The 16,225-nt window shown below is 72.3% G+C and carries 18 protein-coding genes; 9 read left to right on the top strand and 9 right to left on the bottom strand.

The annotated features are described in order from the left end of the window. Nucleotides 1-111: 111 nt before the first annotated feature. Complete coding sequence (locus ABGB21_RS14900) at nucleotides 112-1,209, bottom strand: D-alanine--D-alanine ligase family protein (protein WP_347653794.1); 1,098 nt, start codon at nucleotides 1,207-1,209, stop codon at nucleotides 112-114. A 308-nt stretch (nucleotides 1,210-1,517) separates the two neighbouring features. On the opposite strand from ABGB21_RS14900, the gene ABGB21_RS14895 reads away from it, so the two are divergent. Both ABGB21_RS14895 and ABGB21_RS14890 read left to right on the top strand, forming a co-directional pair. Further along, nucleotides 1,518-2,834 carry an ATP-binding protein gene (locus ABGB21_RS14895; protein WP_347678195.1) on the top strand — a complete coding sequence of 439 codons (1,317 nt, stop codon included), beginning with the start codon at nucleotides 1,518-1,520 and terminating at the stop codon, nucleotides 2,832-2,834. Continuing rightward, nucleotides 2,834-4,045: a tetratricopeptide repeat protein gene (locus ABGB21_RS14890; RefSeq protein WP_347653792.1), complete on the top strand. Its 1,212-nt coding sequence runs from the start codon at nucleotides 2,834-2,836 to the stop codon at nucleotides 4,043-4,045. The genes ABGB21_RS14895 and ABGB21_RS14890 overlap by 1 nt, the downstream gene beginning before the upstream one ends. A gap of 48 nt (nucleotides 4,046-4,093) precedes the next feature. Here ABGB21_RS14890 and ABGB21_RS14885 read toward each other — a convergent pair whose 3' ends face one another. Both ABGB21_RS14885 and ABGB21_RS14880 read right to left on the bottom strand, forming a co-directional pair. Then, nucleotides 4,094-4,312, bottom strand: coding sequence for a hypothetical protein (locus tag ABGB21_RS14885; RefSeq protein WP_347653791.1), 219 nt, complete (start codon nucleotides 4,310-4,312; stop codon nucleotides 4,094-4,096). Nucleotides 4,313-4,405: 93 nt separating this feature from the next. After that, on the bottom strand, nucleotides 4,406-4,582 hold the full coding sequence (locus tag ABGB21_RS14880) for a hypothetical protein (RefSeq protein WP_347653790.1): 177 nt from the start codon (nucleotides 4,580-4,582) through the stop codon (nucleotides 4,406-4,408). Between the two features lie 225 nt (nucleotides 4,583-4,807). Between ABGB21_RS14880 and ABGB21_RS14875 the strand changes: the two genes are divergently transcribed. The 4 genes from ABGB21_RS14875 to ABGB21_RS14860 all read left to right on the top strand — a co-directional run bounded on the left by ABGB21_RS14875 (nucleotide 4,808) and on the right by ABGB21_RS14860 (nucleotide 7,118). Continuing rightward, the gene (locus tag ABGB21_RS14875; RefSeq protein ID WP_347653789.1) at nucleotides 4,808-5,653 is read left to right on the top strand and encodes a helix-turn-helix transcriptional regulator; all 846 of its coding nucleotides are present in this window, start codon (nucleotides 4,808-4,810) and stop codon (nucleotides 5,651-5,653) included. 1 nt (nucleotide 5,654) lies between these two features. Further along, nucleotides 5,655-5,882, top strand: coding sequence for a DUF397 domain-containing protein (locus tag ABGB21_RS14870; protein WP_347653788.1), 228 nt, complete (start codon nucleotides 5,655-5,657; stop codon nucleotides 5,880-5,882). Nucleotides 5,883-6,046: 164 nt separating this feature from the next. Beyond that, nucleotides 6,047-6,643, top strand: coding sequence for an HD domain-containing protein (locus ABGB21_RS14865; protein ID WP_347678193.1), 597 nt, complete (start codon nucleotides 6,047-6,049; stop codon nucleotides 6,641-6,643). Nucleotides 6,644-6,719: 76 nt separating this feature from the next. Next, complete coding sequence (locus ABGB21_RS14860) at nucleotides 6,720-7,118, top strand: tRNA(His) guanylyltransferase Thg1 family protein (protein ID WP_347678342.1); 399 nt, start codon at nucleotides 6,720-6,722, stop codon at nucleotides 7,116-7,118. A 111-nt stretch (nucleotides 7,119-7,229) separates the two neighbouring features. Here ABGB21_RS14860 and ABGB21_RS14855 read toward each other — a convergent pair whose 3' ends face one another. Both ABGB21_RS14855 and ABGB21_RS14850 read right to left on the bottom strand, forming a co-directional pair. Continuing rightward, nucleotides 7,230-7,991, bottom strand: a complete 762-nt coding sequence (locus tag ABGB21_RS14855; protein WP_347678191.1) for a DUF998 domain-containing protein — start codon at nucleotides 7,989-7,991, stop codon at nucleotides 7,230-7,232. Between the two features lie 148 nt (nucleotides 7,992-8,139). Beyond that, entirely contained in the window at nucleotides 8,140-9,312 is a 1,173-nt protein-coding gene (locus tag ABGB21_RS14850) for a low temperature requirement protein A (protein WP_347678189.1), read from the bottom strand. Nucleotides 9,313-9,535: 223 nt separating this feature from the next. Between ABGB21_RS14850 and ABGB21_RS14845 the strand changes: the two genes are divergently transcribed. Then, complete coding sequence (locus ABGB21_RS14845; RefSeq protein ID WP_347653784.1) at nucleotides 9,536-10,786, top strand: low temperature requirement protein A; 1,251 nt, start codon at nucleotides 9,536-9,538, stop codon at nucleotides 10,784-10,786. A gap of 35 nt (nucleotides 10,787-10,821) precedes the next feature. Here the strand turns inward: ABGB21_RS14845 and ABGB21_RS14840 are convergent, their stop codons facing one another. From ABGB21_RS14840 to ABGB21_RS14825, 4 genes are all read right to left on the bottom strand, one after another. Further along, nucleotides 10,822-11,859 (bottom strand): ROK family protein, encoded by a 1,038-nt coding sequence (locus ABGB21_RS14840; RefSeq protein WP_347653783.1) that lies wholly within the window; start codon nucleotides 11,857-11,859, stop codon nucleotides 10,822-10,824. A gap of 159 nt (nucleotides 11,860-12,018) precedes the next feature. Next, entirely contained in the window at nucleotides 12,019-13,146 is a 1,128-nt protein-coding gene (locus ABGB21_RS14835; protein WP_347653782.1) for a cystathionine gamma-lyase, read from the bottom strand. A 23-nt stretch (nucleotides 13,147-13,169) separates the two neighbouring features. Further along, the gene (locus tag ABGB21_RS14830; RefSeq protein WP_347653781.1) at nucleotides 13,170-14,165 is read right to left on the bottom strand and encodes an NAD(P)H-dependent glycerol-3-phosphate dehydrogenase; all 996 of its coding nucleotides are present in this window, start codon (nucleotides 14,163-14,165) and stop codon (nucleotides 13,170-13,172) included. A 64-nt stretch (nucleotides 14,166-14,229) separates the two neighbouring features. Continuing rightward, entirely contained in the window at nucleotides 14,230-14,949 is a 720-nt protein-coding gene (locus ABGB21_RS14825) for a lysophospholipid acyltransferase family protein (protein WP_347678187.1), read from the bottom strand. 171 nt (nucleotides 14,950-15,120) lie between these two features. Between ABGB21_RS14825 and ABGB21_RS14820 the strand changes: the two genes are divergently transcribed. Both ABGB21_RS14820 and ABGB21_RS14815 read left to right on the top strand, forming a co-directional pair. Then, nucleotides 15,121-15,798, top strand: coding sequence for an NTP transferase domain-containing protein (locus ABGB21_RS14820; protein WP_347653779.1), 678 nt, complete (start codon nucleotides 15,121-15,123; stop codon nucleotides 15,796-15,798). Nucleotides 15,799-15,871: 73 nt separating this feature from the next. Continuing rightward, nucleotides 15,872-16,069, top strand: a complete 198-nt coding sequence (locus ABGB21_RS14815; protein ID WP_347653778.1) for a cold-shock protein — start codon at nucleotides 15,872-15,874, stop codon at nucleotides 16,067-16,069. The last annotated feature ends 156 nt before the right edge of the window (nucleotides 16,070-16,225 follow it).

Here is a 16,225-nt window from a genome sequence, read left to right as displayed (position 1 = left end):
ACTGAACCCCGCGCCTGCCGGCCGACCGCACGCCGCGCCCGCTGGCCGGCTGGCGCGGGACGCCGCGGGTGCCGGCCGGCCGCCGCTGATCCTCGTCGCGCCGGGTCACCGTCAGCGCAGGCCGGTGCCCCGGCGCAACGCGGTCCGGATCAGTCGACTGACCAGCTTCGGGTACTCCAGGCCGCTCGCCGCCCACATCTGCGGGAACATCGACCTCGGGGTGAAGCCGGGCATGGTGTTGATCTCGTTGAGGTAGACGTCCAGTTCCGGGGTGACGAAGAAGTCGGCCCGGGCCAGGCCGGCGCAGTCCAGCGCGGTGAAGGTACGGCAGGCGTACTCCTGGATCTGGCGGGTGACCCGCTCCGGCAGGTCGGCCGGAATGTCGTACTCGCAGTCGTCGTCGAGATACTTGGCCTCGAAGTCGTAGAAGTCGTGCTCGGCGACCCGGACCTCGGCCAGCACCGAGGCCTCGGGACCGCCGCCGGCCTCCGCCTCCAGCACCCCGCACTCCACCTCACGACCGACGATCGCCGCCTCGACCAGCACCTTCGGGTCGATCTGCCGGGCGGCGGCGACCGCCGCCTCCAGGTCGGCCCAGTCGGAGACCTTGCTCACGCCGACCGACGAACCGGCCCGGGACGGCTTGACGAAAACCGGCAGCCCGAGCCGCTCCTTGTCCTCCTCGGTCAGGCTGACCCCGCTGCGCAGCACGACGTACGGGCCGACCGGGATCCCCTCGGCGGCCGCGAGCTTCTTGGTGAACTCCTTGTCCATCGCCGCCGCCGAGGCGAAGACGTTCGCCCCCACGTACGGGATGCCGGCCATTTCCAGCAGCCCCTGGATGGTGCCGTCCTCGCCGTAGGCGCCGTGCAGGGCGGGGAAGACCACGTCGACGTCGGCGAGCGCCTGCGCCCCCTCGGTCGGGTCCAGCACCATCAGCCCGTTGCCGGTCGGGTCGGCCGGCAGTACGACCGCGGATCCGGCAGCGGCGGTGACCTCCGGCAGTCGACGGTCCGCGATCGCGAAGACGCTCGGATCGCCGTCGGTCAGCACCCACTGGCCGGCCCGGGTGATGCCGACCGGAACCACCTCGTACTCGTCCGGGTCGAGGGCGCCGAGAATGCCTCCCGCGCTGACACAGGAGATGGCGTGTTCCGTGCTGCGACCGCCGAAGACGACGGCCACGCGGGTCTTGCCTGGGGTGGTCACTTCGGTCACCTTTCCTTCGCGTCACCGTTCGTTCGCGGCACCGTACCTCCCGCGTCCCGGCCGCGCCCGGCCACCGGCGCGACGGGGAGGAACCGCCGCCCGGGCACCGCCTGCGCCTTTCCGGGTGACCCTACTCTGCGTGGCCACCGTCCGGGTCCACACCCCTTTTCAGCAATGGGAAACCTCGACGGGGTAAGCATCCCGGATACGGTCGGTGACAGCGGGATCGCGGTGACGGCAGTGGCTGACGAGGGGTCGGGTGGCGAGGCGTCGCCAGTGTGGCGGTCGACGTCTAGGCTGCACGTCTTGTGAGTTCCGATTCGGTCATCACCAGTCTCACCACCGCCGTCGAGGCGAATCCGGACGACGTACCGCTGCGGCTGCACCTGGCCGGGCTGCTGCTGGACGGGGGCCGGTCCGGCGAGGCGATCGCGCACATCGGGCAGGCGCTCGCCCGGAACCCCTCGGACCAGGAGGCGCAGCGGCTGATGCAGCGGGCGCTCGGGGTACCGCCGGCCGACCCGGCACCCGCCACCACCCCGGCGCCCGACGCGGCGGACGCCGCCTCCTCCGGCACGCCGGCGACCTCGGGGCCGGGGCAGCCGGCCGGGCCGCCGTCGGCGCCCTCCACCGGGCCGTCGGCGGACGATCCGCTCGCCGCCTACGAGCAGGAACTCGCGGACGTCGTACCGCCGCGGTTCGCTGCCGGGGACGAGCCGGAGCCGGTGGCCGGCGAGGCGGACCGGATGTTCGACGTGGAGACCTCCACGATCCGGCTCGCCGACGTCGGTGGGATGACCGACGTCAAGGAACGGCTCGAGCTCGCCTTCCTCGGCCCGCTGCGCAACCCGGAGTTGCGCAAGCTGTACGGCAAGAGCCTGCGCGGCGGTCTGATGCTGTACGGGCCGCCGGGCTGCGGCAAGACCTTCCTGGCCCGGGCGATCGCCGGCGAGATGGGGGCGAAGTTCATCTCGCTCTCCATCGTGGACGTGCTGGACATGTGGATCGGCAACTCGGAGCGGAATCTGCACGAGCTGTTCGAGGCCGCCCGGCGCAGCGCGCCGTGTGTGCTCTTCCTCGACGAGGTCGACGCGCTCGGGCACAAGCGTTCCAAGGTCACGTCGAGCAACATGCGGACCATCGGCAACCAGCTGCTGGCCGAACTCGACGGCGTGGAGGGCAACAACGAGGGGGTCTTCGTCCTCGCCGCGACCAACACGCCGTGGGACGTCGACCCGGCGCTGCGCCGGCCCGGCCGGCTGGACCGGGTGGTGCTGGTGCTGCCGCCGGACGCCCCGGCCCGGACCTCGATCCTGCAGTACCACCTGCGGGAGCGCCCGATCGCCAACATCGACCTGCCGCGGATCGTGAAGAGCACGGAGGACTTCTCCGGCGCCGACCTGGCCCACCTCTGCGAGTCCGCGGCCGAGTACGCGATGGCCGACTCGATCCGCCGGGGCGAGGTACGCATGATCGAGCAGCGCGACTTCGACCGGGCGTTGAAGGAGATCCGTCCGTCGACGAAGCCGTGGTTCGCCACCGCCCGCAACGTGGCGATGTTCGCCAACGAGGGTGGCGCGTACGACGACCTGGTGGCGTACCTGAAGCGGCGGAAGCTGCTCTGATGGCCGACGGGGCGGGTGGCGGGGCCGGGACCGGTGCGGCGGGGACGGGCACCGCCGGAAGCGGCCGGACGGCCCTGCTCCACCGGGCCTTGCAGCTAACCCAGGTCGATCGGGTCGAGGCGGCGTACCGGCTGGTCGCGGAGGCGCTGCGGGAGGACCCGGAGGACAGTGACGCCCTTCAGGTGCTCGCCCACTGCCACCAGCTGGAGGCCCGCTGGTCCGAGATGCTGACCGCGCTCGACCTGGCCGCTGCACGCACTCCGGACAACCCTCGGGTCCACGGCAACCGGTCTGTCGCGCTGCGCGAACTGGGCCGCATCCCCGAGGCGGTGGCCGCCGCCGAACAGGGCCGCAGGCTCGCCCCGGACGACGCCGACTACGAGCTCATCCGGGCCGAGGCGCTGCTGTGCCAGCGCGGCACCCGGGCCGTACTCGCCGCGCTGGCCGCCACCGGGCGGGCCCGGGATCTCGACCCGGAGAGTGTCTGGGCGCAGGTGACCGAGGGCAGGGTGCAGCACCGGATGGCCGAGTTCGGGCGGGCCCGGACGGCGTACCTGGAGGCCCTACGCCTCGCTCCCGACAACCCGCAGGCGCTGTACGGCCTGGCGAAGCTCGACGCCGAGCGGGGGCGGTGGGCACGCGGCACTCCGTTTCTGGGCGGGGTGCTCCAGGCGGTACCGAACGCCCCGGGCGCGTCACGAACCGCGGCGGTCGGCGCCCGGCAGACGCTCTGGCTGCTCACCGACCTCGGTTGCGTGCTGCTCCTGCTCGCGAACCTCGTCGTGGTGACGATTGCGGAACTGCTCCCGTCCGGACTCCTCGCGACGGCCCTCGGGATGACGGTGACTGTCACGGCCGGTGCCGGCGTCGCCGTACTGCTCCGCCGGCAACTGGCCAGGCTGCCCGCACCAATCCGCGCCCCGCTCCGGGCGGACCGCTACCGGCCCGGCGTCGTCGCGGCCCCGCTGCGGCTCGCGGCGCTGGTCGTCGGAGCGTCGCTGATCAGCCTCGGCGGGTATCTGCCCGAGGAGGTCGAGGAGGTCGGCTCGATCCTCTTCACGGTGATGCTGACGACCCTGCTGCTCCGCTGGTGGAGCCGGCCCGTCCGCGAGTTCCTCTGGTTGGTACGTCGGTGCTGGTTCCGGTTGCACCGCCGTTCGTCGAGGCCCGGCTGGTTCCGGTTGCACCGCCGTTCGTCGAGGCCCGGCTGATTCCGGTTGCACCGCCGTTCGTCGAGCCCCGGCGCCGCAGGTCCCTCCTCACACCTCGGCCCGGCGGCGGCCGACGGCGAGCACCTTGACCCGTTGTCGGCCCGCCCGGACCATGCCGAGCGCGGCGAAGGCGGCGGCGATCCGGTCCGCCGCCTCGCGGCTGGTCGCGCCGACCACCTGACGCCGCCGCTCGGGTTCGATCCGCTCGTCCCGACCCTCCTTTGTCAGCGGCCGTACATCGGTGAGGACAACGAGGTAGCGGGTCATCAGGACAGTCCCAGCCACCGGTCGGGGTGACGGCTGTCGCCTCCGTCCCGGCGACACCCCGTGGACCCGTCAGCCCACACGTCAGCCCACACGTCAGCCCACACGGCGGGCTGCTTCCGGCTCGGCGGTCGTGCCGGCCAGTCCACCTCCGCGGTCCCGGCAGACGTAGGCCAGGTCGGCGTGGATCCACGCCCCGTCGTTGTCCCGGAGCACCGGTCGGGCGCACCAGCGACATCGGGAGATCCGGGGCCAGCAGGGGGTCGCGGTCATCTGTCGCCTCCAGGTCCGCAGCTGGCGGAAGGAACACGGCGATCGGGTACGGGAAGGTCCGATCGCCGTGCGCCTCATTCCCCTTCGGTCACCCACAGCCACCGTCGACACGACCACCGGCAGTGAGGACGTGACAACAGATTGCCAGTTGTGAACGCGTGAATGCAACTCTCATGGGTCTTCTCTCATGCACGCATTCCCGTCTCCATATGACAGGATCGATGCATGGCTCCGAAGTCATTCCGCGCCCGCCGACTCGGCATCGCTCTGCGCCATGCCCGCGAGGCGACCGGGCTCACCCTCGAGCAGGCAGCTGACGAGATCAACAGCACCCGCAGCACGCTCTCCCGTTACGAGAACGCGCAGACCATGGTCAGTCCCGCCTCGGTACGCGCACTGCTGACCCTCTACCGGCGACCGGAGAGCGAGATCGAGGACATGGTCCAACTCGCGAAGGAGGCCCGCAAACCGGGCTGGTGGGTCTCCTACTCGTACATCCTGGACCGCCGGACGATCGACTTCATCGCCGTCGAGGCCGAGGCGACGGCGATCGCCAACTTCGAGCCGTCCGTGGTGCCGGGCCTGCTCCAGACCCCGGAGTACATCCGCGCGATCATGCGCGGAGGCCCGCACACCCTCGGCGACGACGAGGTCGAGCAGCGGGTGCAGATCCGGCTCGGCCGACAACAACGTCTCAAGGAGTCCGACCCGCCGATCTACGACGCCATCGTCGACGAGGGCGCGCTGCTGCGTCCGGTCGGCGGGGAGCCGGTGATGGCCGCGCAACTCCACGCCCTGCTCAAAACCTCGGAACTGCCGAACGTGACCATCCAGGTCGTCCCGCTGAGGGCCGGCTACCACCGGGGCACCCGCGGTTCACTGCACATCCTCGAGTTCGCCGACCCGGAGGACCCGATCCTCGCCTCGGTCGAGACCGTCGCCGGTCAGCTGATCCTCGACCGGCCGTACGACCTGCGGACCTGCGCCAAGATCATGGAACACCTACGGGCCGTCGCGCTGAGCCCGGCGGAGAGCCGCGACACCATCAACCGCCTCCTGAAAGGACTGTGAGATGTCACCGGAGACGACCGCGCTGCTGGCCCGGGCCAGCTGGCGCAAGAGCACCCGCAGCGGCGACCAGGGCGCCTGTGTCGAGTTCGCCCTGCTCGCCCACGACGGCACCGCCCGCACCATCGCGATCCGCGACTCCAAGGACACCGCCGGCCCGGTGCTGCTCTTCGCACCGACCGCCTGGACCGCATTCACCACCGCGCTGCCCGCCTCCCCCATTCTCCCCTGACCGAAGGGAGGTTGGCGGTCCCGAGCCGCGTCCCCCGGCAACGCTCGGCCCGCCCAGCCACGGTGCCCCACGTCCCCTGCTCCGCCGGTCCGGGTCGGCGGACAGGGGGCGTGGCGGGTCCGCAGCGGCGACGCCGTACGCCGCCACCGCTACCGTTGCTCAGCATGACGACCAGCGCGCTGCACCGAGCCCTCACCGAGCAGGGCGACCCGGTGCTCCGGCCGCTTCCCGCCCCCGCCGCCGAACTGCTGCTGGCCTGTGCCGCCCCACCCCGACTCGCCGCCCACCTGCGTGCCGTACACGACGTCGCCGCCCAACTGCTCGACTGGCTCGCCGAACGGTATCCCCGGCTGGCCGTGAACCCGGTCGCGGTGCTGTTCGGGGCCGCCACCCACGACATCGGCAAGATCGAGCATCCGGCCGAACTCTCCGGCCCGGGCAGCCGGCACGAGTCCGCCGGGCACCGGCTCCTGCTCTCGTACGGCGTCGGCGAGGAGTTCGCCCGGTTCGCCGGGAGCCACGCGAACTGGGACCATCCCGAGGCGAGCACCGAGGAACTCCTGGTCAGCCTCGCCGACAAGATCTGGAAGGGCGCCCGGGTGCCGGACCTCGAACAGCTGGTCGTGGAGCGGCTCGCCGCCGCCGGCGACGAACAGCCGTGGCAGGCGTTCCTCGCCCTCGACGACGTGGTCGGCCGGATCGCCGAGGGCGCCGACGCCCGACTCGCCTTCCAGGCCCGCTACCCGACCGTGGCCGGCTGACCGTGCACAGCGACGAGTTCGAGGCCCGGCAGCGGGCCCGGGAGTACTTCCACGGGCTGACCGTGCCACCGGCGCGCTGCTCACCGAACTCGGCGGCCGGTACGCGTACACCGAGAGCGACGAGATCTCCGTACTGCTCGATCCCGGGTTCCACCTCTTCGGACGCGGTGTGGAGAAGCTCGTCTCCATCTCGGCCGGCATCGCCAGCGCGACGTTCACCCGGGCGTGCGGCGAGGCGGCGCACTTCGACTCCCGCCTGTGGCTCGGCACCGGCGTCACCGACGTGGTGGACTACTTCTCCTGGCGGCAGTCGGACGCGGCCCGGTGCGCGCTGAACGGTTGGTGCTACTGGACCCTGCGGCACGGCGGGCACACCGCCACCCAGGCGAGCCGTGCCCTGGCCGGGACCAACACCTCGGACAAGAACGAGCTGCTGTTCCGGCACGGGATCAACTTCGCCGGGTTGCCGACCTGACAGCGTCGCGGCATCGGGCTGCGCTGGGAGTCGTACCCGCACACCGGCCGGGATCCGGTGCACGGTCTCGAGGTGACCAGCACCCCTCGCCGGCTCGTCGTCGACCGCGAACTACCGATGAAGGGCGACTACCGCGACCTGGTCGAACGGATCGCGACCGGCCAGGACTGAGCGGGCCGCCGCGCGCCCGCCGCCGGGCTCCGCCACCGCTCCAACCGGGGTACGGGCCGGCAGGTCGGCCACGGCCAGCCGACGCAGTTGTCCGACGAGGACGGCGAGCAGCGCCAGTTCGGTGACGACCAGGATCCGTTCGACCAGGCCCATCATCACCCGCTCGCCGGGGAAGGCGACGTAGTAGAGCCCCGCCAGACCGAGCACGCTCACCGCCGCCAGCAGCCGCAACCGGCGTACGGTGGGGTGCCAGCGCGGGTCGGCGGCGAGCCGCCGTGCGGCCAGGAACGCGGCGACGGGCAGGGCGACGAAGGCGGCGACCGAGACGTACCGGTGTACGTATCCCCGGGTGGTCAGTTCGAGCGTGCCGATCGGGTCGGTCGGCACCAGCGCCGAGGCGACCAGTCCCAGGCACCAGACCAGCAGCAGGCCCTCGACGAGCCGCCCCGCGCCGACCCGGGCCGCCCGCAGCGCCAGCGGTACGGCGAGCGAGCTGGCCCCGAGGACGAAGATGGCCAGGTTCATCGGCCATCCGTTGTTCGAGACGGCGTAGTCGCTGATGGTCAGCGACAACGGACTCATCCCGGGGTCGGGGGCGAGGTGGGCGACGACCCCGAGGAACGCGGTCAGGCCCAGCCCGCCGGCGGCGACCAGGGTGAACGGGCGGGTGGTGGGCGACGAGCGTGCGGAGGGGAAGGCCATGCGACCAGCCTGGTCGCGTACCGGGGACAGGGAATCCGGCGTGATCCCCGACCCCTCCCCCAGTTCCGGCACCCTGAGCCGGCTCAGGGTGGGGCTACCTCCACCGGCCGTGCTCCGGCTGACCCCGCCGGCCGCCGGTCTCGCCGCGCTACCGGCGGGCGGCGCGGCGTCGCCGGCCGCCGACCAGTTCGACGCCGAGGGTGCCCAGCAGAACCACGTTCGCCACGAGCATGACGTTCAACGGTGACAGCAGCGGCATCGCCGGCCCGATCGCGACCAGGACGACGATCGCGATCGCCCGGGGCCAGAGGAACCGACCGGTCACCAGGTGATCGAAGAGGCAGCTGCCGAGGAGGAAGAGCGCGGGGCCGCCGAAGATGACAAGAACCCAGGAGACCCGCGAGTAGTTGTACGGGCGGTCGGCCGCGAGGGTGGTACCGGTGGACATCAGCAACACCCCGCTCACCATCACCAGGTGGGTGTACGAGGTGTAGATGCTCGGCCGTACCCGGTCCACCGGACCGCCCCCGTCCGGCCCGATCAGGCGCCGTACCCGCAAGAGGTAGAGCAGGAACAGCAGCACCGCGCCGCCGAACCCCGCCGCGCCGGTGGCCACCACGACGCCGGCGAAGTCCCGGGCCTGAAGTCCGGTGCCGGCGGTGAGCACCAGCTCGCCGAGCGCGACGACGAAGATCTGCCGGTGCCGTTCGGAGAGGTGCTCCCGGGTGAAGACCCGGCTGGCGAGTTCCGTGCGGCCGAGTCTCGGGGTGGGCCACCCGAGCCGGGCCGAGCCGAGGTCGATCGCCACCGCGACCGCCCAGAACACCAGCCGGGCGGTCCCGTCCACGAAGACCCCGGCGACCCAGAGCGGGGCGGTGACCAGGAACCAGAAGAAGACCCGGGCGCTCCGGGCCTGGACGTCCCGGTTGACCCGGGTGCCGGGGACGAGCACCGCGTCCCGGACGACGTGGATGGCGAAGTACGCCGCGACGAAGAGATAGCCCTGCGCGCCGAAGGCGTGCGGCACGGCGATCGCCATCACCAGGGCGCCGAACATGACCGCCAGCGTCGTGGCCTGGATGATCGCCAACCGGGGGTCGAAGATGTCGGTGAGCCAGGCGGTCAGCACCCAGACCCACCAGGCGGCGGAGAGCAGCACCGCGGTCTGGAGCAGGTTGCGGGCGCTGAGGTCGTCGGCCAGCCCGACGGCGAGCCGGGAGAGCATGAAGATGTAGACCAGGTCGAAGAAGAGTTCGAGGAAGGCCGGAACCTGGGGCTCGCCGGGCTTACGGAGGATCCGGGGCAACTCGGCGGTCGTCACGGCTTCGGCCTCCTGCGTACCTGTCTCCTGAACGGTACAAAACGGGGCCGGGTTCGGCGGCCAAACGCCGGTGCGTCCCCCTGCCGACCTCCTACCCTCGGAGTGAACGAGGCGTGCGGAGCGTCGTACCGGTGCTCGCGTGGCGCGTGGGCGGGGCGCGGCCCACCTCCCGCCCGGCCGCGCCGGCTCTCCCGTGGGTGCGCGGATCGAGATGGGCTGACCAATGGCGGCGGACAAGGGCGGCGGATCGGCGGACCCACACGAGGCGCAGAACCGGCCCGCGTTCCTGGAACTCTTCTTCGACCTGGCGTTCGTCTTCGTGCTGACCGCGCTGGCGGAGAAGTTGTTCGCTCAGTTGAGCTGGTCGGGCGCCGGTCAGACCCTGGTGCTGCTGCTCGCGTTCACGTTGCTCTGGGCGCAGACCTCGTGGGCGGGTGACCTGGTGGGTCCGACGATCCTCCTGCCGCGGGTCCTCTGGGTCATGGTGGGCGTGCTGGTGATGGGCGCCATGGCGGGCGAGGCGTACGGGTCGCGGGGCCTGCAGTTCGCGCTCACGTACGTGGCGATCCACCTCGGCACGGGTCTCTACATGCTGCTCTTCGCCCCTCCCACGCTGCGGACCCGAAACCTCCGGATCCTGTTCTGGTTCGCCCTCACCGGGGTGGGCTGGCTCGTCGGAGGAGTCGAGACGGGCACCACCCGTGAGGTGCTGTGGGCGGCGGCGATCGTGCTGGAGTACGTCGGGACGATTCTCGACTGGCCCGCGCCCGGGTCCTGGCGCCCGCTCCCCGGGCGCGACCAGCGGATCGTCGGTGAGCGGGTCGCCGAGCGCTACCGGCAGTTCGTCATCATCGCGCTCGGCGTGTCGATCCTGGTCACCGGCAACGCCTACGCCCGGACCCCCGAGCACACCATCGGGCACGCCGAGGCACTCGTCGCGGTCTTCCTGATCAAGGTGCTGATATGGCGGATCTACAGCTACCGCGCGGGTGAGATGATGGCCACCACCATCGCCGGCTCCGCCGACCCGGCCCAACTCAACAAGATCACCGCCTTCCTGCACCTGGTCATGGTGGCCGGCATCGTCGGCATGGCCACCACCAGTCGGCTTGTCATCGATCGTCCCTTCGGCGACACCCCGACCGCCTGGGCCGCGGTCATCATCGGCGGCCCGGCCGTGTTCCTGATCGGCCGCGTCGCGCTCGCGTACGTCGTGTTCACCCAGATCAACTGGTCCCTGGTCGGCGCGCTGGTGCTGCTCGGCGGCCTGGCACCGGCCACTGCCCTGCTGCCTCCGGTCACGGTGGCCATCGTCGTCGTGGTCATCCTGCTCGGCATGGGGATGGCGAGCGCGATCGAGTACCGGCAGGCGCCCGTGCCAACCCCACATGGCGGTAGAGCACGAAGCAGAGGCGACACGGAGACATCGCGGTCCGCCGACGGCCCGCCGCACGGCGACCGCGGCCGGCCGTAGGTGGTGATCGGTACGCGGCGGAGTCGGCCGGAGTGCTAGCCCGCGTCGCCCCGGCCGTTCACGAACGTCAGAGCGGCGATGGCGGAGCCGCGCGCACCGGCCATGTCGAGGTCCGGCACCAGCGCGAACCGGGCCCGTTCCTCCTGCTCGGTACGGAGCGTGGTGTGTGCCCGGACGGTGGCCAGGAACCACTCCCGGAACTCCGGTGACGCCTCCACCACCCCACCGCCGACGAAGTAGGCGTCCGGGTCGGTGAAGTTGGCCACGATGGTGAAGAGCCGGCCAAGCGCCATCGCCTGCTGCTCGAAGATCCGTACTGCCATCGGGTCGCCGTCCACACCGTACGAGCGGACCTGCCTGGCCGCCTCGACCGGGTCCAGGTCACCGAGCGGATGCCCGACGAACCGGGTCAGCCAGTACGGCAGCAGGTTGCGTCGGATCCCGGTGAGCGAGGCGACGCTCTCCGCGTCCCCGACGAACCCGCAGTTGCACAGCGGCACCGGCTGCCCCTCGGCGAGCAGGCCGAAGAGCGGGATGTGCACGTGGCCGAGTTCGCCGGCCATTCCGGCCGCGCCGGTCACCACCTGTCCGCGTTCGACCACGCCGCCGCCGAGCCCGGTACCGACGATGGCGGAGACCGAGGAGCGGTGCATCGCCTCGTCCTGGAAGTAGGTGTGGTGGGCGTAGAGCGCGGCCGCGTTGCCGTCGTTGTGGTAGACCACCGGCAGGTCGAGCCGGCGTTCCAGGGCGCCCCGGATGTCGTAACCACGCCAGCCGGGCTGGGAGAAGTTTGTCGACCCCCGCGAGGAGATCACCCCGGTGGCGCTGGCCGGGCCCGGGGTGTCGAGGCCGACCGCCCGGACCCGGTCGCGGGGGGTGCCGGTGCGGGCGAGAACCTGCGCCAGCGCGTCGGCGAGCGCCTCGACCGCCGCCTCCGGCCCCTTCAGCACCTGGCACGGGGTTTCGACCAGGGTGTCGACCAGGAACCGCCCGTTGAGGTCGAGCACGGTCGCGTTGTTGCTGTTACCGCCGTTGTCGAGTCCGACGACGACCGGTATGTCCGAGTTCGCCATTGTCCTGCCTCCCCGGTACGACGGTCGGCACGAGCCGGAACCGGACCCGACAACCACCGTCGAGCCGGATTTCCTTACCCTTCCGCACCTCGGGGAATCCCGCATCCACCCATCGCGCAGGACCGCCTCAGCCCAGCTGCTCCCAGCACCGCGCCCGGCTCACTTCCCAGCGGCGACGTCCAGCGCCGTCGTCAGGTCGGCGACCAGGTCGGCGGTGTCCTCGATGCCGCAGGAGAGGCGTACGAAGCCGGCGGAGACGTCGTCCCCCCACTGCGCCCGCCGGTCGGCGGTGGTGTGCAGCCCGCCGAAGGAGGTCGCGGCGAAGACGAGTTCGCTGGCGGCGAGGAAGCGGGCCACCCGGTCGGCGCTGCCGAGGTCGAACGAGACGAGCCCCGGGAAACGTCGCATCTGCCGGCTCGCCACCGCGAACGCCGGGTCGTCCGGAAGCCCCGGCCACCGTAGACCGGAGACGTCGGAACGGGCCGCCAACGCGGCCGCGACCGCCGCCGCGTTGGCGCTCTGCCGGGCCAGCCTCAGGTCCAGGGTGGCCAGCGAGCGGTGGGCCAGCCAGGCGTCGAAGGCGCCCGGCACCGACCCGGTGGTGGTCCGCCAGCCCCGGATCGGCTCCAGCAACTCGGCGGAACGACTGGCGACGTAACCGAGGAGCAGGTCGGAGTGGCCGGTGAGCGCTTTGGTGCCGGAGGCGACGACCAGGTCGGCCCCGAGGTCCAGCGGTCGCTGTCCGAGCGGGGTGGCGGTGGTGTTGTCGACCGCCAGCAGCGCGCCGGCCGCGTGTGCCCGCTCCGCCAACCCGGCCACGTCGCAGACGTCCAGGCCCGGGTTGGCCGGCGTCTCGACCACGACCAGCCGTACGCCGTCGAACGCCGGATACGGTCCGGCGGTGGGTACGAACCGGACGTTCACCCCGAGTCCGGCCAGGGTCTCGCTGGCGAACGCCCGTACCGGGAAGTAGCCGTCGGTGGGGAGCAGCACGGTGTCCCCGGGGCGGAGCAGCGGCAGCAGCACCGCCGTGATCGCCGCCTGCCCGGTGGCGAAGGCGAGCGCGTCACCGCCCTCCAGCTCGCCGATGGCGCTCTCCAGCCGCCGCCGGGTCGGATTGTCCGGTCGGCCGTACCCGTTCGGGGTCGCCTCCGGGCCGCGCACCGGATCCAGGTGGTACGGGGCGGCGAAAACCGGGCCGGGCAGGAAGGGCTCACCGGGCGTCGGCTCCGGCAGCCCGGCGTGGACGGACCGGGTACCGTCGCCGAACTTCGACTCGTCGGACATCGTGCTCCTCGGATACTGCGGGGCTACTCGGGCCGGGGCTTGCGGCTCATCAGCACCGCCATCGCGGCGCGGGGGTCGGCGCCCTCGTGACAGATCCGCTCGACCTGCTCGGTGATCGGCATCTCCACGCCGTGCGCCCGGGACAGGTCGCGGATGGCGAGGCAGCTCTTCACGCCCTCGGCGGTCTGCCGGGTCGCCCGCTGGGCCTGCTCCAGGGTCTCGCCGCGGCCCAGGTGTGCACCGAAGGTCCGGTTCCGGGACAGCGGCGAGGTGCAGGTGGCGACCAGGTCACCCATCCCGGCCAGGCCGGCGAAGGTGAGCGGGTCGGCGCCGAGCGCTACCCCGAGCCGGGCGGTCTCGGCCAGCCCCCGGGTGATCAGGGTGGCCTTGGTGTTGTCGCCCAGGCCCATCCCGGCGGCGATCCCGGCGGCCAGTGCGATCACGTTCTTCACCGCCCCGCCCAGCTCGCAGCCGATCACGTCGTCGTTCGTGTACGGCCGCAGGTAGGGCGTACTGATCGCCGACTGCACCAGCGTCGCCCGGTCCATGTCGGTGCAGGCCACCACGGTCGCGGCGATCTGCCCGTCGGCGATCTCCGGAGCCAGGTTCGGTCCGGTGACCACCACCACCCGGTCGGCCGCGACCCCGGCGGTCTCCACGATCACCTCGCTCATCCGCTTGGTGGTGCCCAGCTCGATCCCCTTCATCAGGGAGACCAGGGTGGAGTCGGGGGCGAGGTGACCGGCCCAGTCGGCGAGGTTGCCGCGCAGGGTCTGTGACGGCACGGCCAGCACCACGAGGTCGGCACCGGAGAGCGCCCCGGCGGCGTCGGCGGTGGCCCGTACCGTCGCCGGCAGCCGCAGGTTCGGCAGGTAGTCGGGGTTCGTCCGGGTGCGGTCGAGCGCCTCGGCGACCTCCGGTCGGCGGGCCCAGATCACCACCTCCCGGCCGGCGTCGGCGAGCACCTTCGCGAACGCCGTACCCCAGGAACCGGCGCCGAGCACCACCGCGTGCGTCATGTTCTCTCCTCGCTGCGCCCGCCGGCGTCCCGGCCCCTCGTCCCGTCCCGCCCGATCGACCGGATCACGACCTCTGCCCGCCGCGCTTCGCCGGGGCCGACCAGAGCGGCGGCGGGGTCTCGTCGCGGATCTCCGCGAGCATGTCACGCAGCCGGAGCATGATGGTCTCGGTCATCTCGTCCAGGACCGCCCGGCTCGGCGCCGCACCGGCCCACCGGCTCAGGTCGACCGGTGGCCCGGCCACCACGGTCACCGGGATCCGGGGCCGGAGGCCGACCTTCTTGGTACGCGGGTCGAAGATGTCCTGCGGCCCCCACATCGCCACCGGGACCACCGGGGCACCGGTGGCCAGCGCCAGCCGGGCCGCTCCGGTCTTGCCGCGCATCGGCCACATGTCGGGTTGCCGGGTGGTGGTGCCCTCCGGGTAGATCACCACCGCGCCACCGTCCCGGATCGCCCGTTCCAGGGTCTCCAGTGACCGGGCCGCGTCGACGGTGCCCCGTTCCACCGGGATCTGCCGGCACCAGAGCAGAATCCGGCCGACGACCGGGACCCGGAACACGCTCGCCTTGCCCAGGTACTGCGGCCAGCGTCCGGAGTCGTAGATGAAGTGCGCGGAGACCAGGGGGTCGGCGTGCGAGAGATGGTTCGGGACGATGATCACCCCGCCGGAGGCCGGTACGTTCTCCATGCCCCGCCAGTCCCGGCGCGTCCAGACCTTCATCACCGGCTTCACCACGGAGACGGCGAACCGTCGCCAGAATCCCAGCCTGCGCCGCGCCACTCTGCCTCCTCGTACTTCCCGCCCCGGCCCGGCCGGTGCTCGCCGACCGGCCGGCGCCTCACCGCCCGCAGCGAAATCATGCCTGCTCGTCCGGGGTACTACCAGCGAGGGGTGCGCCGGGGGCGGCGACGCCACACGCCGCCGCCCCCGGACGGCTGGCAGGATTGCCGTGTGCCTGACCCCAACTGGACCGTGGTGGTCCCGGTCAAGCGCCTGACCGGGGCCAAGAGCCGGCTGCGGGGGGCGCTGACCGGGGTACGCCACGAGGCGCTCGCCCTGGCTCTGGCGACGGACACCGTGCACGCCGTACTCGACTGCCCGGTGGTGGCCGAGGTGCTGGTGGTGACCGGCGACCCCGAGGCGCGCCGGGTGCTGGCCCGGCTCGGGGCCCGGATCGTGCCGGAGCCGACGGTCGCCGGCCTGAACCCCGCGTTCGTGCACGGGGCCGGCCGGTCGGGCACCGGATGGGTGGCCGCGTTGACCGCGGACCTGCCGGCCCTGCGTCCGGCCGAGCTGGCCGAGGCGCTGCGGGCCGCCGCGGAACCGATCGGTGACGCCCTCCCCCCGGACGCCGGTCCCGACCACGGTCCGGTACGACGATTCGTCGCCGACGCCCCCGGCACCGGCACGGTGCTGCTCACCGCGCCGCCCACCGTCGCACTGGATCCCCGGTTCGGCCCGGGCTCGGCGGCCGCGCACGCCGCCTCGGGGGCCCGTCCACTCACCGCTGGTTGGCCGACGTTGCGTCGGGACGTCGACACCCCGGCGGACCTCGTCGCCGCGACCGTGCTCGGCCTGGGCCCGCACACCGCCGCGCTGACCCGACGCCACGCACCGGCCGCGACCTGACGGCCACCCGTCGACACCGCCCCGGTCCCTCCGGGAGCGGACCGGGGGCCCGGGCCGGTGTACGGTGCTGGACATGCAGGGCACGGTGGCCGACTACGATCCGCGGACCCGGACCGGCACGCTGCTGCTCGACGACGGCAGCAGGGTCGCCTTCCCGGCCGAGGCGTTCGACGCCTCCGGGTTACGGCTGCTCCGCCTCGGTCAACGGGTACGTCTCGAACACGACGCGGCCGGCGCGCTGGTACGGATAACGTTGCCCACCTTCCAGTGATCCGGTCCGGGCAAGTTCATTTTCCGTTCACCCGACCCGGGGAATGATGAGGGTGTGAGCAGCCCTTCGTCCCGCCGCCCCGCGTCCCCCCGCAGCACCCGGTCCCGTGCCCCGAAGCGTTCCGCCCCGCCCACCCCGACCAGCGACGACGCCGGG

It is taken from the genome of Plantactinospora sp. B24E8, from assembly GCF_039871735.1.
In the GTDB taxonomy this organism is placed as follows: domain Bacteria; phylum Actinomycetota; class Actinomycetes; order Mycobacteriales; family Micromonosporaceae; genus Plantactinospora.
This window is presented reverse-complemented; position numbering and strand designations above follow the sequence as displayed.